The sequence below is a fragment of the Micromonospora luteifusca genome (assembly GCF_016907275.1).
Classification (GTDB): domain Bacteria; phylum Actinomycetota; class Actinomycetes; order Mycobacteriales; family Micromonosporaceae; genus Micromonospora; species Micromonospora luteifusca.
The window spans coordinates 3,383,887-3,399,063 of the sequence record NZ_JAFBBP010000001.1; the positions used below are offsets into that span (position 1 = coordinate 3,383,887).

At 70.8% G+C, this 15,177-nt stretch carries 17 protein-coding genes; 5 read left to right on the forward strand and 12 right to left on the reverse strand.

Annotated features, from left to right (window positions below):
• Positions 1 to 23: 23 nt before the first annotated feature.
• From JOD64_RS33025 to JOD64_RS15245, 3 genes are all read right to left on the reverse strand, one after another.
• Positions 24 to 212 carry a putative endonuclease domain-containing protein gene (locus JOD64_RS33025; protein WP_307813941.1) on the reverse strand — a complete coding sequence of 63 codons (189 nt, stop codon included), beginning with the start codon at positions 210 to 212 and terminating at the stop codon, positions 24 to 26.
• Positions 213 to 224: 12 nt separating this feature from the next.
• Complete coding sequence (locus JOD64_RS15240; RefSeq protein ID WP_307813423.1) at positions 225 to 953, reverse strand: type IV toxin-antitoxin system AbiEi family antitoxin domain-containing protein; 729 nt, start codon at positions 951 to 953, stop codon at positions 225 to 227.
• A 199-nt stretch (positions 954 to 1,152) separates the two neighbouring features.
• Positions 1,153 to 2,442: an adenylosuccinate synthase gene (locus JOD64_RS15245; RefSeq protein ID WP_204942834.1), complete on the reverse strand. Its 1,290-nt coding sequence runs from the start codon at positions 2,440 to 2,442 to the stop codon at positions 1,153 to 1,155.
• A 124-nt stretch (positions 2,443 to 2,566) separates the two neighbouring features.
• Here JOD64_RS15245 and JOD64_RS15250 point away from each other — a divergent pair, with 124 nt between their 5' ends.
• Positions 2,567 to 3,622, forward strand: coding sequence for a diacylglycerol kinase family protein (locus JOD64_RS15250; protein ID WP_204942835.1), 1,056 nt, complete (start codon positions 2,567 to 2,569; stop codon positions 3,620 to 3,622).
• A 97-nt stretch (positions 3,623 to 3,719) separates the two neighbouring features.
• Positions 3,720 to 5,960: a MinD/ParA family ATP-binding protein gene (locus JOD64_RS15255; protein ID WP_204942836.1), complete on the forward strand. Its 2,241-nt coding sequence runs from the start codon at positions 3,720 to 3,722 to the stop codon at positions 5,958 to 5,960.
• A gap of 45 nt (positions 5,961 to 6,005) precedes the next feature.
• Here the strand turns inward: JOD64_RS15255 and JOD64_RS15260 are convergent, their stop codons facing one another.
• A complete protein-coding gene (locus tag JOD64_RS15260) occupies positions 6,006 to 6,434 on the reverse strand; it encodes a DUF3151 domain-containing protein (RefSeq protein ID WP_204942837.1) in 429 nt (142 codons plus the stop codon).
• Positions 6,435 to 6,682: 248 nt separating this feature from the next.
• Here JOD64_RS15260 and JOD64_RS15265 point away from each other — a divergent pair, with 248 nt between their 5' ends.
• Entirely contained in the window at positions 6,683 to 7,876 is a 1,194-nt protein-coding gene (locus JOD64_RS15265; RefSeq protein ID WP_204942838.1) for an LOG family protein, read from the forward strand.
• Between the two features lie 54 nt (positions 7,877 to 7,930).
• Here JOD64_RS15265 and fbaA read toward each other — a convergent pair whose 3' ends face one another.
• On the reverse strand, positions 7,931 to 8,956 hold the full coding sequence (gene fbaA, locus JOD64_RS15270; RefSeq protein WP_112668513.1) for a class II fructose-bisphosphate aldolase: 1,026 nt from the start codon (positions 8,954 to 8,956) through the stop codon (positions 7,931 to 7,933).
• A 143-nt stretch (positions 8,957 to 9,099) separates the two neighbouring features.
• The gene (locus JOD64_RS15275) at positions 9,100 to 9,474 is read right to left on the reverse strand and encodes a phage holin family protein (protein ID WP_204942839.1); all 375 of its coding nucleotides are present in this window, start codon (positions 9,472 to 9,474) and stop codon (positions 9,100 to 9,102) included.
• A gap of 124 nt (positions 9,475 to 9,598) precedes the next feature.
• Between JOD64_RS15275 and JOD64_RS15280 the strand changes: the two genes are divergently transcribed.
• Positions 9,599 to 9,811, forward strand: coding sequence for a hypothetical protein (locus tag JOD64_RS15280; protein ID WP_204942840.1), 213 nt, complete (start codon positions 9,599 to 9,601; stop codon positions 9,809 to 9,811).
• Between the two features lie 33 nt (positions 9,812 to 9,844).
• Here JOD64_RS15280 and JOD64_RS15285 read toward each other — a convergent pair whose 3' ends face one another.
• Positions 9,845 to 10,918 (reverse strand): LCP family protein, encoded by a 1,074-nt coding sequence (locus JOD64_RS15285; RefSeq protein WP_204942841.1) that lies wholly within the window; start codon positions 10,916 to 10,918, stop codon positions 9,845 to 9,847.
• Between the two features lie 2 nt (positions 10,919 to 10,920).
• Positions 10,921 to 11,400, reverse strand: coding sequence for a SigE family RNA polymerase sigma factor (locus JOD64_RS15290; protein WP_204942842.1), 480 nt, complete (start codon positions 11,398 to 11,400; stop codon positions 10,921 to 10,923).
• A 161-nt stretch (positions 11,401 to 11,561) separates the two neighbouring features.
• On the opposite strand from JOD64_RS15290, the gene JOD64_RS15295 reads away from it, so the two are divergent.
• Positions 11,562 to 12,347, forward strand: coding sequence for a DedA family protein (locus tag JOD64_RS15295; protein WP_204946072.1), 786 nt, complete (start codon positions 11,562 to 11,564; stop codon positions 12,345 to 12,347).
• 169 nt (positions 12,348 to 12,516) lie between these two features.
• Here the strand turns inward: JOD64_RS15295 and JOD64_RS15300 are convergent, their stop codons facing one another.
• From JOD64_RS15300 to JOD64_RS15315, 4 genes are all read right to left on the reverse strand, one after another.
• Positions 12,517 to 12,894 carry an ArsR/SmtB family transcription factor gene (locus JOD64_RS15300; RefSeq protein WP_030332125.1) on the reverse strand — a complete coding sequence of 126 codons (378 nt, stop codon included), beginning with the start codon at positions 12,892 to 12,894 and terminating at the stop codon, positions 12,517 to 12,519.
• 57 nt (positions 12,895 to 12,951) lie between these two features.
• Positions 12,952 to 13,491 (reverse strand): orotate phosphoribosyltransferase, encoded by a 540-nt coding sequence (gene pyrE, locus JOD64_RS15305; RefSeq protein WP_204942843.1) that lies wholly within the window; start codon positions 13,489 to 13,491, stop codon positions 12,952 to 12,954.
• Positions 13,492 to 13,660: 169 nt separating this feature from the next.
• Positions 13,661 to 14,470, reverse strand: a complete 810-nt coding sequence (locus JOD64_RS15310) for an SDR family NAD(P)-dependent oxidoreductase (RefSeq protein ID WP_204942844.1) — start codon at positions 14,468 to 14,470, stop codon at positions 13,661 to 13,663.
• A 10-nt stretch (positions 14,471 to 14,480) separates the two neighbouring features.
• Positions 14,481 to 15,146, reverse strand: a complete 666-nt coding sequence (locus JOD64_RS15315) for a hypothetical protein (protein WP_204942845.1) — start codon at positions 15,144 to 15,146, stop codon at positions 14,481 to 14,483.
• Positions 15,147 to 15,177 lie beyond the last annotated feature (31 nt).

The following is a 15,177-nucleotide window of genomic DNA, read 5'->3' on the forward strand; positions in this document are numbered from 1 at the left end:
GGGGGGTGGGGTGGGGTGGGGTGTTAGCGGCGGCGGGGGGCGGTCATTGCTTGACGGACGGTCCATGGGATGTAGTCGGGCCGGAGGGTGTCCGACCAGGTGAAACGAAGGACGGTCCAGCCGGCGTTGACCAAGCGATTCTGACGGCGTCGGTCGGCGAAGACCGCTTCCGGAACAGCATGGGGGCCACGACCGTCGGCCTCGGCGATGATCCGGGGACCACGTCAACCGAGATCGCCGACACCGAGCAGAAAGCCATCGTCGTCGCGGATCTCGAGTTGCAGTGCGTCAGGCGGCACTCCGCCGTCGACACAGCGGAGCCGGGCGCGCGTCTCAAGCGGCGACTGCGCCCGCCCATCCGACTCGGCCAGATAGCCACGAGCCGCGATCGCGCCGCGCCGCCCGCGGATGAGACGCGGAACGGAGAGGAGGTCGTCGGTGGTTACGAGCCCACGATTCAACGCCGAGTCCAGCACGCTGACCGCCGAGAAACGATCAACTCGCAGGATCAGGTCGGCAAGGGTACGCAGCGGCTCGGTAGCGGTGATTCCGCCCACCCGGACAAGGTGCTCGGGCGGGATGACCAACTGATGGACCACCACCTCCGGATGGGCAAGGTGGGCCCGCCTGGCGATCGGACCAGGCACCGACAGTTCGATGACCTCGCTGCCCCGTAGCCCAGCCAGCCCGTGCAGTTCGGCGGCCGTCGCGAGCACTGCGGTGGCCGCAGGGCCGAAGGAAGCTACCGCCGCCCTGATCCGCGCTCGTCGGGGCACCCCGTCGTACAGGTCGGCGTCCACGAGATAACTGCCACGCGCCACGACCCGCCACCGACCAGCCCTGCAGAGCCGTTGCACCTCGTGCGTGCTGAGGCCGGCGGCTCGCGCCTGCCTGATCGTCACAATCCCGTCGCGGGCGGCCGCGACCCGCCGCACAACGTCCAAGGCATCCACCCGGCCACCCTGGCCGAACCCAAAGCCTGAAACCCCCCCCTGTGGACAACCACCCGGCGCCTGTGGATAACCCAGCGGACGGCACGCATCGATCATGGAGTTATAGCCACGACACGCCGCAGCGAGTGGCTATAACTCCATGATCAACGCGAGTGGGGGTGGGGTGGGGTGGGGTGGGGGTGGGGGTGGGGCAGCGGTGTTAGGGGAGGAGGGGGTGGAGGACTACGTTTTCGTCTCGGCCTGGGCCTACGCCTACCACGCTGATCTTGGTGTTGCAGAGTTCCTCGACCCGCGCGATGTAGCGGCGGGCGTTCTCCGGCAGGTCATCGGCGGTGCGGGCCTTGGTGATGTCCTCCCACCAGCCGTCGAGTTCCTCGTAGACGGGCTTGGCGTGGTGGAAGTCGGTCTGGCTCATCGGCATGTCGTCGACCCGGACACCGTTGATCTCGTAGCCCACGCAGATCGGCACCTTGGGCAGGCCGGTGAGCACGTCCAGCTTGGTGATGACCAGGTCGGTGACGCCGTTGAGGCGGCAGGCGTACCGGGCGACGACCGCGTCGAACCATCCACACCGGCGCTCTCGTCCAGTGGTGGTGCCGTACTCCGCACCGATCTTGCGCAGGTGCTCACCGCTGGCGTCGAACAGTTCGGTGGGGAACGGCCCCGCACCGACCCGGGTGGTGTACGCCTTGCTGACCGCGATCACCTTGTTGATCGCGGTTGGCGGGATGCCGGCGCCCACGCAGGCACCACCGGCGGTCGGGTTGGACGAGGTCACGAAGGGGTACGTGCCGTGGTCCATGTCGAGCATGGTGGCCTGCGCGCCCTCCAGCAGCACCGTGTCGCCCCGGTCCAGGGCGTCCCAGAGCATCGCCCGGGTCTCCGCGATGTACGGCTTGAGCCGCTCCGCGTACTCCAGGTACTCCTCGACGGTGGCCTCAAGGTCGATCGCCTTGCGGTTGTAGACCTTGAACAGGATCTGGTTCTTCTCGCGCAGTGCGAGTTCCAGCTTCTTGCGCAGGATGCCCGGGTCGAGCAGGTCCTGGAGCCGGATGCCGATCCGAGCGACCTTGTCGCCGTACGCCGGGCCGATGCCCCGGCCGGTCGTGCCGATCCGGGACGAGCCGAGGTAGCGCTCGATCACCCGGTCCAGCGCCCGGTGGTGCGGCATGATCAGGTGCGCGTCACCGGAGATCCGTAGCCGGGAGACGTCGACACCACGCTCGGCCAGGCCATCGATCTCGGCGAGCAGCACCTTCGGGTCGACCACCACGCCGTTACCGATGACGATCATCGCGTTCGGTGAGAGCGCGCCGGATGGCATCAGGTGCAGTGCGTACTTCTGGCCGTCTGGGGTGATCACCGTGTGGCCGGCGTTGTTGCCGCCGGAGTAGCGCACGACGTAGTCGACCCGCTCACCCAGCAGGTCGGTAACCTTGCCCTTGCCCTCGTCGCCCCACTGAGCGCCGATGAGCACGATCGCTGGCATCTTTTCCGCCTCCAGAAGGCTCGGGTGCCAGGTGGCGACCGGTTGGCGAGCCCGGGGTGTCAGGTTAACAAGTAATGACGGCGTGGCCGGCAGGGGTCGCGTCGAGAGGCAGGAGGCTCCTTCCGTGTACGACGTGGTGCTGCTCACCCTCGGTTCGGAGCGCGACGCTCCCGGGGGCTGTGGCAGCGGCGGGGCCTGCTGTGGCGGTGCGACCGAGGCCCAGACCGACCCGACCGGCCAGACCGACCCGACCGACCCGACAAGCCAGACGACCCAGGGCGACGGTGACAGCGACCGGTGCGCCACCGAGCGACCACGGGTGCCGGTGCTGGCCTGCGCCGATGCGCTGATCGCCCGGGGCGCCCGGGTGGAGACGGTCACCGCCCGCTCCGACGCGGAGATCGACGCGGTGTTGGCCCGGTTCGACGGTCCAGCCCGGCCGGACGGCCTCACCTGGCCGGATCTGGACGGCAAGACCCGGCTGGTCGTCGCCACGGCCAGCGACGGGCAGTTGCGCGCCGTGCTGCGCCGGCTGGTCCGGCGGTACGCGCCAGCGCCGAGCCGCCGCCCGGCGGATCTGCCCGGTAACCGGACCCTGCCCGATCTGCCGCCGGTGGCCGTACTCCCGCTCGATCCGGCCCGTGGTGGCACCCACCGGGATTTGGCGGCGCAGCTCGGGCTGCCGCGGGATCCGGCGGCGGTGGCCGCCGCGGTGTTGGATGGCACGGCACGCCGACTGGACCTGCTGCGCAACGACGGTGGTTCGGTGACCCTGGACGGCGCGCTGCTCGGCGCCGCCGACGACGCCGGCCGGCCGCTGCACTGGCGGGCCCGGGTGGAGGTGGACGACGCCATCCTCACCAACGGTGACGAACCGCTGCTGGCCTGCGCGGTCGGCAACGCTGGCGGGTACGCGACGCTCGACGACGTGACGTTGTTGACCGCGCCGGACCCGACCGACGGCCAGATCGAGGTCGCGGTGGCCGTTCCGGTGGTCGTCCGCTCGGCGTTCGGTCGCAAGCGGGTACGCCTCGAAGTTCGGCGGGCCCGTGGGCGAGCCGTTTCGGTGCTGCCCAGGGAGGGGAAGGTGCCCTACCTCGACGATGGTGTCGAGGGGGAGCTGACTCGGAAGCGTTCCTGGTGGATCGAGCCGGGGGCCTGGGCGGTCTGGTCGATCTGACCCCTGGGCTGCGCCGAGCGGGCGGGCCTCGTCTGCGCCGACAGCCCTTCGGGGGCGGATGGGGCCTATCCTCGCAGGAGGACTGGGGAGGGCCGTAATGGACGAGAACGCCGACCGGGCGCAGATGCACGGCCAGCAGCCGGTGCCAGAGCGGGACGTGGAGCCGCTGTGGCCACCGGATCCGGCCGACCGGGGCGCGGGTAACGCCGTACCGCCCTGGGCGGCGGTCGCCCATCAGCAGGGTGCGCCGTCGCCGGTATCGCCTGGGCCGGTGACACCGCCGGTGGCCGCGCCGTCGACTGGCCGACCGCCGGTTCCCGGGCAACCCGGGGCCCCGGCCCAGCCGCCGCCTTCTCCGTCCGACTACCCGTCGCTCACCGGTGCCGTCCCGCCGCCCGGGGGCTGGGGTGTCAGCGGCCCGTCCGGCAACGTGTCGGGCTGGGCGCCGCCGCAGCCGAGTTGGCCACCGCCGGCCGCGCCAGCCGCCGCCTCGACACCGCCCGCGCCACCGGCAACCGGCACGCCACCCGCGCCACCGGCAACGGGCACGCCACCGGCGAACGGCACGCCGCCCGCGCGGCCGGCGGTCGGTGCTCCCGAGAGCGCCGGCGGCCCAGGTGGCACCGGGATCCCCGCCTCGCCGACGAGCGCTGCGGCATCGAACACCGCCCCCGCGCCGACGGACCGTCAACCGGAGGCGGCACGCGGCGCGACAGGCACCGCGGCCGGGGCTGACCAGGTGCAGACCGGTGGTCGGGGTGCGAACGCCGTCCCACCGATCCCACCGGGTGGCGTCGACCTGGACCTGCCGTTCACCCTGGACCATCCCACCGCAGCCGACACGCCCGCCGACCGCCCGACCGGCGCGGGCGCTGCCTCGGCAGACTCCGCGACGGCCGGATCGGCGCCTCAGCCTGGCGGGACCGGGGAGGACGGGGCCGTCGGCGGAGCGGCGCGGCCGGCCAGCGAGTCGCCGTGGGCGCAGCCGCCGCAACGCCCCGCTGGGACGCCCGCACCGGCCCACGACGAGGCCGCCACCGCGACGCCCCCGCTCCCCGCCCCGCCCGGGCCCTTCCCGCCGCACGTCGGCCCTGGGCCTGTGCACCCCGGTCCGTCGTTCACCCCGATGATCCCTGGTCAGGCCGGCCCTGGGCACATCCCGCCCCCGCCAGACCTGACCCAGTTCAACAATCTGCCGCAGCAGCCTCCCGCGCAGGCCGGGCCGGCGACCCCACCGCCCGGGCCGTTTCCGCCGTCGCCGGGTTGGTACCCGCCGCCGTGGCAGCAGGGCCCGGCCGGTGTCCCGCCCGGGCAGCCTTATCCGGAGGCCGAGGGAGTGACCCGGGTGCCCGCCGCCGGGTATCCGGAGGCCCCCGCGTATCCGGACGCGAGTTGGACACCGGAGGCCCCAGCGGTACCGACGGCCGAGGACTTCAGCCGGCGTCGGCAGGTCCGACCCGCCGATCCGGTGGCCACCACGGGTGTTCGCGCGGTGGTCAACAAGATGGGCCTGCTGCGGCTCGCGCCCGGTCGGCACGAGCAGGAGCGCAAGCGGGACATCGAGATGGTGCGCCGCAACTTCGGCGGGCTGCGGCAGGTGACCGTGGTCAACCCGAAGGGCGGAGCCGGTAAGACGGTGGCCATCCTGCTGCTCGCGATGACGTTCGGCCAGAAGCGCGGTGGCTACGTGCTGGCCTGGGACAACAACGAGACCCAGGGCACCCTCGGGATGCGCGCCCAGCAGGATTTCCACTCCCGCACGGTGCGGGACATGCTGCGTGACCTCGGCCAGTTCCAGGGCGCGCAGGGCCGGGTCGGTGACCTGTCGCAGTACGTCCGCTCGCAGGGCGAGGGAATGTTCGACGTGTTGGCCTCGGACGAGTCGGCCACCGGTGGCGAGATGCTGACCGCCGCCGCGTTCGCCGAGATCCGCGAGGTGGTCAGCCGGTTCTACAAGTTGATTTTCGTGGACACCGGCAACAACGTCCGGGCGCAGAACTGGCAGGCCTCGATGGACGCCACCGATCAGTTGGTGGTCACCATGTCGGCTCGTAACGACTCGGCGGAGACCGCCGCCCGGATGCTCGACCATCTGGAGCAGAGCGGCCGGCAACGGCTGGTCCGCCAGGCCGTGACGGTGGTGTCGATGCCGCCGTCCCGTAAGGAGATCGACCTGCCGGCCATCCAGGAGCACTTCGCGGCCCGCACCCGGGCGGTGCTGCTGGCCCCGTACGAGCGGCTCATCGACAGTGGCGAGCCGATCCGGTACGGCGGGCTGTCCTCGGCCACCCGCGATGCCTGGCTGAAGATCGCCGCAGCAGTCGCCGAAGGGCTGTAACCCGCCGACGGCCGGCCCGGAGTCGGGCCGGCCGTCGGAGCGGGGTCAGTTGCTGGCCAGCGCGTCCGCGGCTTCCGGGTCGCAGTCACGCAGGAACTGGGCACAGCGGGCCGCCTCGTCGGCCTCGCCGATCTCGTCAGCGGCCCGGGACAGCACGTAGAGGCAGCGGAGGAAGCCCCGGTTGGGCTCGTGCGACCAGGGCACCGGCCCGTGCCCCTTCCAGCCGCTGCGGCGCAACTGGTCGAGGCCACGGTGGTAGCCAGTGCGTGCGTAGGCGTACGCCGTCACCACCTGGCCCTGGGCGAACGACCGGGCCGCGAGCTCGGCCCAGCCCGCGCTGTAGGTCGGGAAGCCGGCCGCCACGCTGGCGAACGCCTCATCGGTGCCAGCCTCGTCGGCGGCGGCCAGGGCGGCGTCGGCCTCGTCGTTCGCGGGCAGGCGGGTGGCCGGTGGCTCTGGCAAAAGGTTCTGCATCGCCCCATTCAACCCGCTGGACAGGGCGACACGCGAGCGGGTCGGCCGACGCGTCCGGCTGAACGGCTGAGGAGTTGGTCACGCCTGCGGCCTATGCCGCCGCCAGGTGTTTTCCACTACAACTAATGGTCCGGAGCCTCCCCAGGAACCGGTAAGCAGGAGCCCGGTGGCCATGGCCACCGGGCTCCTGTCGGTTGCACCCCAGGGCCGAGGTTTGACCGGCCCCGGCGGACGGGCAGGATGGCCCGGTGCCGACCCCACCTCCAGCGGATGTCATCGAGCCGCAGCTGCACACCGACGAGATCCAGACGCGCGACGAGTTCGATCGACAGTTGGCCACCGGCCGACTGACCGGGCTCACCGTGCAGGGCCTGCGCCTCGACCTGGCGCCGGTGCCCGACCTGACCGGCGTGGAGGTCGCCGGCACCCTCTTCGTGGGCTGCCGGTTCGCCTCCCGGGACGTCGGGGCCGACCTGGTCCGGCGTGGTGCGAACGTGGTGCCACCGTTCTCGGGGCTGCCGTACCCGACCCAGCCTGCGCACCTCTACACCCCGGAGGACCTGGCCGCCGGGTTCGCCGAGGGCGGGTTCACCGGGATGTACGACACCCGGGTGTACGACCACTACCGGGCGCACGGGGGTGCGCTGCCGGACGTCAAGGAGGCGCTGGGTCAGCGGCTGCACGACCACGGCGTGGACAACGCGCTGGCCGACGCCACCCGGGTCTGGCTGGCCCGACACGGGCCGCAGTCGGTGGTGGGCATCATGGGTGGGCACGCCGTGCGGCGCGGCAGCCCGGCGTACCGGATGGCCGCCGTGCTGGGTTGGGAGCTGGCGCGGGCCGACCGGCTGGTGGTGACCGGCGGCGGTCCCGGGGTGATGGAGGCGGCGAACCTCGGTGCCTACCTGGCGGATCGCTCGGCGACCGAGTTGACCGAGGCGATCGACCTACTGGCCACCGCGCCCGACTTCACCGACCACCACCGCTACACGGCCACCGCGCTGGAGGTGCGACAGCGGTACGCGGGCGTGCCCCGGCCGCGCGGCGCCGACCTCGGTTGGGCGCGGGCCGGCGGGCTGGCCATCCCGACCTGGCTGTACGGGCACGAACCGGCGAACCTGTTTGCCGGGCGGATCGCCAAGTACTTCTCGAACGCCATCCGGGAGGACACCATCCTGCGACTCGCCCGGGGCGGCATCGTCTTCGCCCCGGGTCGGGCGGGCACGGTGCAGGAGGTGTTCCAGGCGGCCACCAAGACCTATTACGGCACCGACGGCGCCAGCGGCGCGTACATCTTCCTGGACCGTGACTACTGGACCCGGGAGCTGCCGGTGGAGGCGTTGTTGCGTCCGCTGCTGGCCGCGTCCCCGTTCGGTGACCTGTCCTCGACGATCCACCTCACCGACGACGTACGCGAAGCCGTCCGCCTGCTGACGACCTGAACAACGACGACGGCCGGCTCCCCGTGCGGGGAACCGGCCGTCGGTGGGACGTTGTTACTTGGTCATCGTGGTGCCGGTGGAGCGCAGGTGCTCGCACGCCTCGACGACCCGGGCGGCCAGGCCAGCCTCGGCCGCCTTGCCCCAGGCACGCGGGTCGTACTGCTTCTTGTTGCCGACCTCGCCGTCGATCTTCAGCACGCCGTCGTAGTTGCGGAGCATGTGGTCCGCGACGGGCCGGGTGAAGGCGTACTGGGTGTCGGTGTCGATGTTCATCTTCACCACGCCGTAGTCCAGGGCTTCGCGGATCTCGCTCAGCAGGGAGCCCGAGCCGCCGTGGAAGACCAGGCTGAGCGGCTTGTCCTTGCCGTACTTGGCGCCGACCGCATCCTGGATCTGCTTGAGGATCTCCGGACGCAGCTTGACGTTGCCCGGCTTGTAGACGCCGTGCACGTTGCCGAAGGTCAGCGCCGCCATGTAGCGGCCCTTCTCGCCGAGGCCGAGCGCCTCGACCATGGCCAGGCCGTCATCGGTGGTGGTGTAGAGCTTGTCGTTGATGGCGTTCTCGACGCCGTCCTCCTCGCCACCGACGACGCCGACCTCGATCTCAAGGACGATCTTGGCCTTGGCGGCCTCGTCGAGCAGCTGCGCGGCGATCTGCAGGTTCTCCGCGACCGGCACGGCCGAGCCGTCCCACATGTGCGACTGGTACAGCGGCTCCTCGCCGCGCTTCACCCGCTCCTGCGAGATGCCCATCAGCGGACGGACGAACCCGTCCAGCTTGTCCTTCGGGCAGTGGTCGGTGTGCAGGGCGATGTTGACCGAGTACTTCTTGGCCACCTCGTGCGCGTACGCGGCGAACGCCACCGCGCCGGTGACCATGTCCTTGATCGAGGGGCCGGAAAGGTACTCGGCGCCACCGGTGGAGACCTGGATGATGCCGTCGCTCTCCGCGTCGGCAAAGCCCTTGAGCGCCGCGTTCAGCGTCTGCGAGGAGGTCACGTTGATCGCGGGGTACGCGTACCGGCCAGCCTTGGCGCGGTCCAGCATCTCCGCGTAGGCCTCGGGGGAAGCGATGGGCATGTGATGCGCTCCTTACTTACCACTCTCGGCCGTGCTGGCCGCTGTTGTTCATTCGTGCGCCGGACCGCTCTGTCCTCCGCCCGGCAGTATCCCGCAGGTGCGGTGCGCCGGAAAAACCGACCCGGGTGCTGGCCGGGATCCAGTCACCGGTCGTCCGGCACGATGACACTGATCAGCCAGGTGACCACAGTCATCACGATCGCTCCCCAGAACGCCGCCCAGAAACCGTCCACCTCGAACGGCAGGTCGAGCCCGCGGGCGATCCGGTCGGTCAGCAGGAACAGCAGAGCATTGACCACCAGTGCGAACAGACCCAGGGTCAGCAGGTAGAACACGCATCCGACGACTTTGATCACCGGCTTGAGCACCGCGTTGATCACACCGAAGATCAGTGCCACCACGATCAGGGTGAGGACGGTGTTTCCACCCGAGCGGCCGTGCACGTCGACCCCGGGCACGATGAGCGTGGTTATCCACAACGCGACCGCGGTGATCGCCAGTCGAATGAGGAAGCCCACGGCACCATCCTGGCATCGGGTTGCGTCGCCGAGGGCTGATTCCGCCCACTCCACTTCCGGGCGCGGTGCCGACCCAGCCCGTACGGTGGGTGGGAACCGTGCCCCGAGACCCCCGGGAGGAACCATGGGTCAGCCCGATGAGGAGTTCACCCCCGGCGACCACCTCGCCCCGGACGAACGTGACCCCGAGGCCGACCCGGCCGACGCTGCCGAGCAGGCCGCGGTGGCCGGCCCGGCCGACACCGACAGCGAGCCGCACCGCGGCCTGGAGGTCGACGACTGGGACGCCATGGAGCAGGCCCGGGTGGTCACCGTGGACGAGGACGACTACCGCTGACCCCGTCGCAGGGTCGACTGCCCGCCTCGTGCCTCATCGGACGGCGTTGACCTGCTCCGGGTGCTGCGCCACCCACTGCGCCAACCGATCCTCGCTCAGCGCGGCGAGGAACGCCGGGCCCTGCTTCGGGTCCAGCCGCAGCCGCCAGGCGCTGCCGGCCGGCGGACCGACCGGCGGACCGACCGGGAGGCTGAGCCCCACCGGGTCGACGCTCTTGAGCTCGGGGAGCACCCGCAGCAGCCTGGTCAGTGGCAGGCCATCGTCGTCGACCGTCAGGCCCTTGCCGGCGGCCGACAACAGCGCGGTGAGCCGGACCGGGTTGCTCAGCACGTCCTGCGCGACCGCTCGCCGGATCAGCCCGGCGACATAGCGCTGGGCGTTACGGTCCCGGTCGAACGCACCGTCGGGCAGGTACCGCCGTTGCCGCAGCAGGTCGACCGAGGCAGCCCCGTCGAGCCGCTGACAACCGGCTGGAAAGATCCGGCGACTGTGCGAGGACCGGACCTCGTTCGGTAGGCAGACCTCCACCCCGTCCACGGCCTCGGTGATCCGGCGCAGCCCCGCGAAGGTCAGCACCGCGCCAGCGTCGACGCGTACCCCGGTCAGGTCGGCGACCACCTGGCGGGTCCGGTCGTAGCCGGCGTCCAGGTCGGGCCGGGGTTGGCCGGCACCGTCGAAGAACGCCGTGTTGATTTTGTCGTTTCCCCGGCCGGGGACCGACACCTCCAAATCGCGGGGCAACGAGATGAGGTACGGCCGGCTCCGGTCCGCCGGAATGTGCACCAGCAGGATGGAGTCCGCCAACCGGGAGGGCGGGTCCTCGCCGAAGCCGTCCACGCCGACCAGCAGGATGTTCAGCGCCCCGGACTGCGCGCCAGCCGGTTGACCGAACAACAACGAGCCCTCTACCGGCCGATCGGGGCGCAGCTGCGGCACGCCGACTCCGAGCGCGGCGAGCAGGGCGAGCGTGACGCCAGCGACTTGGAACCGCTGCCGGCGGCGACGGCGGGTGGCGGCGAGCCGGTCGATCGCGGCCCGCAGCGCGCCGGTCGACGGGGCCAACGGCTCGTGCCGGACGAACGCGGCGCGCAGGTCGTCCTCAATCATGTTCACGCCTCCACGTACTCGGCCCGGAGCGTGGTCAGGGCCCGGGAGATGGATGAACGAACGGTTCCGACGGCACAGCCGAGGATGTCGGCGATCTCGACATCGGGCAGGTCTTCGTAGTAGCGCAGCACCAGGGCGGCCCGCTGCCGACGCGGCAGCCGGGACAGCCAGGACCAGATCTGGTCCCGGTCCACCGCGGACTGGGCGTGGTCGGTGGCCACCGGCACCGTCGCGTCGGGCTCCCCGCGCAACAGCACCCGGCGGACCCACGAGCCGCGCCGCCAGTCGACGTACTGGTTGGTGAGCATCCGGCGTACGTAACGCTCGGGTGAGTCCGCCCGGGCGACCCGGCGCCAGTTGAGCTGGACTCGGACCATGGTCTCCTGGACCAGATCCTGAGCCTGGTGCGGATCGCCGGTGAGCATCACCGCGTACCGCAGTAGCGGGGCCAGCCGCGTGTCCGCGAACTCCTCGTACGTCACTGCACCTCCAGGGGCTCCTGCCATTGATGACGGGAGCGGACCGACCGAACATTGCAGCGGCAGCGCGCCAGCGGGTGGTGAGGGTCGGTCCGGCGCGGCCGGGGCCCCGGGCTTCGGTACCCTTTGTGGCCGTGGACACAGCTGAGAAGACTCGCGCGCTCATGGAGAGCGTCGCCCTGAACCCGCTCGATCCCAAGGATCTGTTGCAGACCTTCGGGCTGATCGGCGTGTGGGTGATCCTCTTCGCCGAGACCGGCCTGCTGGTGGGCTTCTTCTTCCCTGGTGACTCGCTGCTGTTTCTCGCCGGTGTGGCCGCGTCGCCGGTGGCGGACGCGATCTTCGGCGACGGCACTCGCCTCTCCTTGGCTGGCCTGCTGATCGGCGGGCCGATCTGCGCGGTCGCCGGCGCCCAGCTGGGGCACTGGCTCGGCGGCCGGTACGGCCGGCCCATGTTCGAGCGGCCGAACTCCCGACTCTTCAAGAAGGAGTACGTGGAGAAGGCCGAGTACTACTTCGACAAGTTCGGCCCGGCGAAGGCCGTGGTGCTGGCGCGCTTCATTCCGATCGTCCGGACGTTCCTCAACCCGGTCGCCGGCGCGCTCGGCATGCCGGCCCGGAAGTTCCTGCTCTGGAACATCGTCGGTGCGGTGCTCTGGGTGGACGGCATCCTGCTGATCGGCTACCTGCTGGCCGAGCAGATCTATGACGCCATCGGCGACAAGATCGACCACTACATCCTGCCGGTGGTGGCCCTGATCATCGTGATCTCGGTGCTGCCGATCTTCTTCGAGTTCCTCCGCGACCGGCGGGCTCGTAAGCGCGGCGAAGCGGTCGCGGTGGTCGCGGCGGCCAGCGCCGCTGGCGCGGTGGAAGCGGCTCGCGAGACGTTCGACAACGACACGCACCAGCACGGCCGCCACCGCCCGGAGCACGGCCAGGACCACTGAACGCAGATACGACGACGGCCGGCCCCCTGGTGAGGGGGTCGGCCGTCGGCATGTCGAGCCCGACCTCCGGCGGTGCGGCCGGGGACGAGCAGGTGTTACCCACCGATGGCGCCACCCCTGGCTCGCCACCGGACGTCGTCCCGGCGCGGGACGACGTGCAGCGCCTACGTCAGCGGGCCTTCTTGGTGGCCCGCTTACGCGGCGGGGTCAGCAGGTCGGCGATCGTCGCGATCGCACTCGGGACCAGGCTGTAGTACGCCCAGACACCGCGCTTCTCCCGCTGCAGCAAGCCAGCCTCGGTGAGGATGCGCAGGTGATGACTGACCGTCGGCTGAGAGAGGCCGAGCGGCGCCGTCAGGTCACAGACGCACGCCTCACCCTCGGGGGCCGACTGGATCAGGCTGAGCAGCCGCAGCCGAGCAGGATCCGCAAGGGCCTTGAGGACCCCGGCAAGACGCTCGGCATCGGCACGTTCGATCGGCTCGCCGTTAAGCGGCGAGATCTGAGGCATAGTCATTTCGGCCAACGCAGTTCCCACGTATTCCATCCTTCCACCAGCAGCATCGATCCGCCTGCATATCAGCAGATCCGAATCGGCAAACTTTTACGCCACAAGGCCGAGGTCAGCCAACGTATAGGCCGCCCGGTAAGGCAATCCGGCGGCTCGCACCGCGTCGCCGGCGCCTCGATCAACAATAACCGCCACGCCCACGACTTCCGCCCCGGCCTCACGAAGCGCCTCGACAGCGGTCAACACACTTCCGCCCGTCGTGGACGTATCCTCCACCGCCAACACCCGGCGGCCGGCCACCTCCGGTCCCTCGATCCGCCGCTGCAGACCGTGCGCCTTGCCCGTTTTGCGCACCACAAAGGCGTCCAGGGCCCGGCCGGTCGGAGCGGCGGCGTGAAGCATCGAGAGCGCGACAGGGTCCGCGCCCAGGGTGAGGCCCCCGACGGCTTCGTACTCCCAGTCGGCGGTGAGGTCGAGCAACACCCGGCCGACCAAAGGAGCGGCCTGGTGATGGAGCGTGACGCGCCGCAGATCCACGTACCAATCTGCCTCCCGCCCCGAGGAGAGCACGACCCGTCCGTGGACCACAGCCAGGTCGGTAATGAATTTACGCAGGTCGTCGTGGTCCCCCATGGCGATAGAGGTTACTGCGCAAGTCTGAACGCCGCGTGCGGGGTCCACCCTGATCAGGCCAGCGAGGGACCGATGATTGGCGATGTTCGACTACGCTCAGCGACCGGCCTGACAGCGGGGTGCCAGCGGCGCACCGACGGCCCTCGGCGACCGGCGGGCCTGTCGCGGCTCAGTGCTCGTCGCGACCGATCCGGCCGCGGGTGTCCCGCGCGACCGCCTGGAGCAACCGGCGCGGCGCATGGCGCATGCCGGCGACGACCACCTTGTACTTCCATGCCGGGACGCTGACCATCTTGCCTTTTCGCAGGTCACGCAGGGCCTCGTCGACCACATCCTCGGCCCGCAGCCACAGCCACTCGGGCGTCTTGGACATGTTGATGCCGGCCCGTTGGTGAAACTCGGTGCGGGTGTAACCGGGACAGAGGGCCATCACCCGAACACCGAACGGCCGCGCCGACAGACCAACGGACTCGCTGAAGTTGGTGACCCACGCCTTGCTGGCCGAGTACGTCGATCCGGGCATCGCCGTGCCGAACCCGGCGACCGAAGAGACATTTATCACTGCCCCATTCCGCCGTTCGGTCATCGGTCGCAGTGCCGCCAGGGTCAGCCGCATGACCGCGTGCACGTTGAGTCGCAGCAGACGCGCCTCATCCTCCGCGGTGGAGCGCAGAAACGGTTTGTTCAGGCTGATCCCGGCGTTGTTGACCAGCAGGTGCACCGGGCTGCCGTCGGTGAGTCGCTGCTCCACGACGGCGCAGCCGTCGTCGGTGGACAGATCCGCCGGGATCGTCTCCACCTCGCGGCCGTACGTGGAACCCAACTCGCCGGCCAGCTCGGTCAAACGGGCCGCGTCGCGGGCGACCAGCACCAGCTGCCAACCGTCGGCGGCCAGCCGCCGGGTGAACGCCGCGCCGATGCCGGCGGTGGCTCCGGTGATCAGGGCTCGGCGCTCGGCAGTCGTGGGGTCGAGCGGCACGGGGCGGTCCTCACCTGGGCGGGTACGGGGGCGCGGGCGGCGCCGACGGGGGCTGGTGCGGGGCGGGCGTGAACGCGGGTGGTGCGGATGGCATGGTCGGCGCGGTCGAGCGGCGGTGACCGAACCAGGTGTTGGCCGCCGGCAGGACCAGCAGCGTAGCTACTACAAGGTAACCGAGCCCCTGCCCGACGGAAAGCCCGGCGTTGAGCGGGATCCACCACGAGGGGTACGAGTCGCCGATCAGGCCCAGCAACTCGGCGAGCGACTGGTCGTTCGCGCCCAGTTGCAGTGGCGCGGCCCGTTCACCGATGAGCACCGCGACGCTGCAGCAACCGCCCAGCAGGCCGAGCCCGCTGACCACCCAGGTGGCCACCCGAGCACCGTTGCGGCCGGCCAGCAGCCCGAGGGCCAGGCCGGCGAGCACCGGCGCGGAGAGCGCAGCCACCACCGCCGACAGCACGGCGGACGCGCGGAGCAGGGTCACCACGTCGTCGATCTGCTCCGAACTCGCCGTGGTGTCGTGGGCGGCGGAACGGAACGCGTCGGCCGTTCCGCCCAACACCACCAGGTCGACCACGGTGTACACGAGCGCACCGACCGCCATCACCAACAGCACGGACGCGGCCGACAGGACGACGGCGGGCCGGCGGGCCGGTGCCGATTCTGGGTTCGACACGACGAATCCCTCCGGTAGGCGTCGGGTTGCA

Excerpts from the sequence above, each read along its gene's own strand:
- JOD64_RS15280 (WP_204942840.1), top strand. The coding sequence starts at position 9,599 with ATGGGTCAGCCCGATGAGGAGTTCACCCCCGGCGACCACCTCGCCCCG.
- JOD64_RS15260 (WP_204942837.1), bottom strand. The coding sequence starts at position 6,434 with ATGCAGAACCTTTTGCCAGAGCCACCGGCCACCCGCCTGCCCGCGAAC.
- fbaA (WP_112668513.1), bottom strand. The coding sequence starts at position 8,956 with ATGCCCATCGCTTCCCCCGAGGCCTACGCGGAGATGCTGGACCGCGCC.
- JOD64_RS15255 (WP_204942836.1), top strand. The coding sequence starts at position 3,720 with ATGGACGAGAACGCCGACCGGGCGCAGATGCACGGCCAGCAGCCGGTG.
- JOD64_RS15300 (WP_030332125.1), bottom strand. The coding sequence starts at position 12,894 with ATGGAATACGTGGGAACTGCGTTGGCCGAAATGACTATGCCTCAGATC.
- JOD64_RS15245 (WP_204942834.1), bottom strand. The coding sequence starts at position 2,442 with ATGCCAGCGATCGTGCTCATCGGCGCTCAGTGGGGCGACGAGGGCAAG.
- JOD64_RS15285 (WP_204942841.1), bottom strand. The coding sequence starts at position 10,918 with ATGATTGAGGACGACCTGCGCGCCGCGTTCGTCCGGCACGAGCCGTTG.
- pyrE (WP_204942843.1), bottom strand. The coding sequence starts at position 13,491 with ATGGGGGACCACGACGACCTGCGTAAATTCATTACCGACCTGGCTGTG.
- JOD64_RS15295 (WP_204946072.1), top strand. The coding sequence starts at position 11,562 with ATGGAGAGCGTCGCCCTGAACCCGCTCGATCCCAAGGATCTGTTGCAG.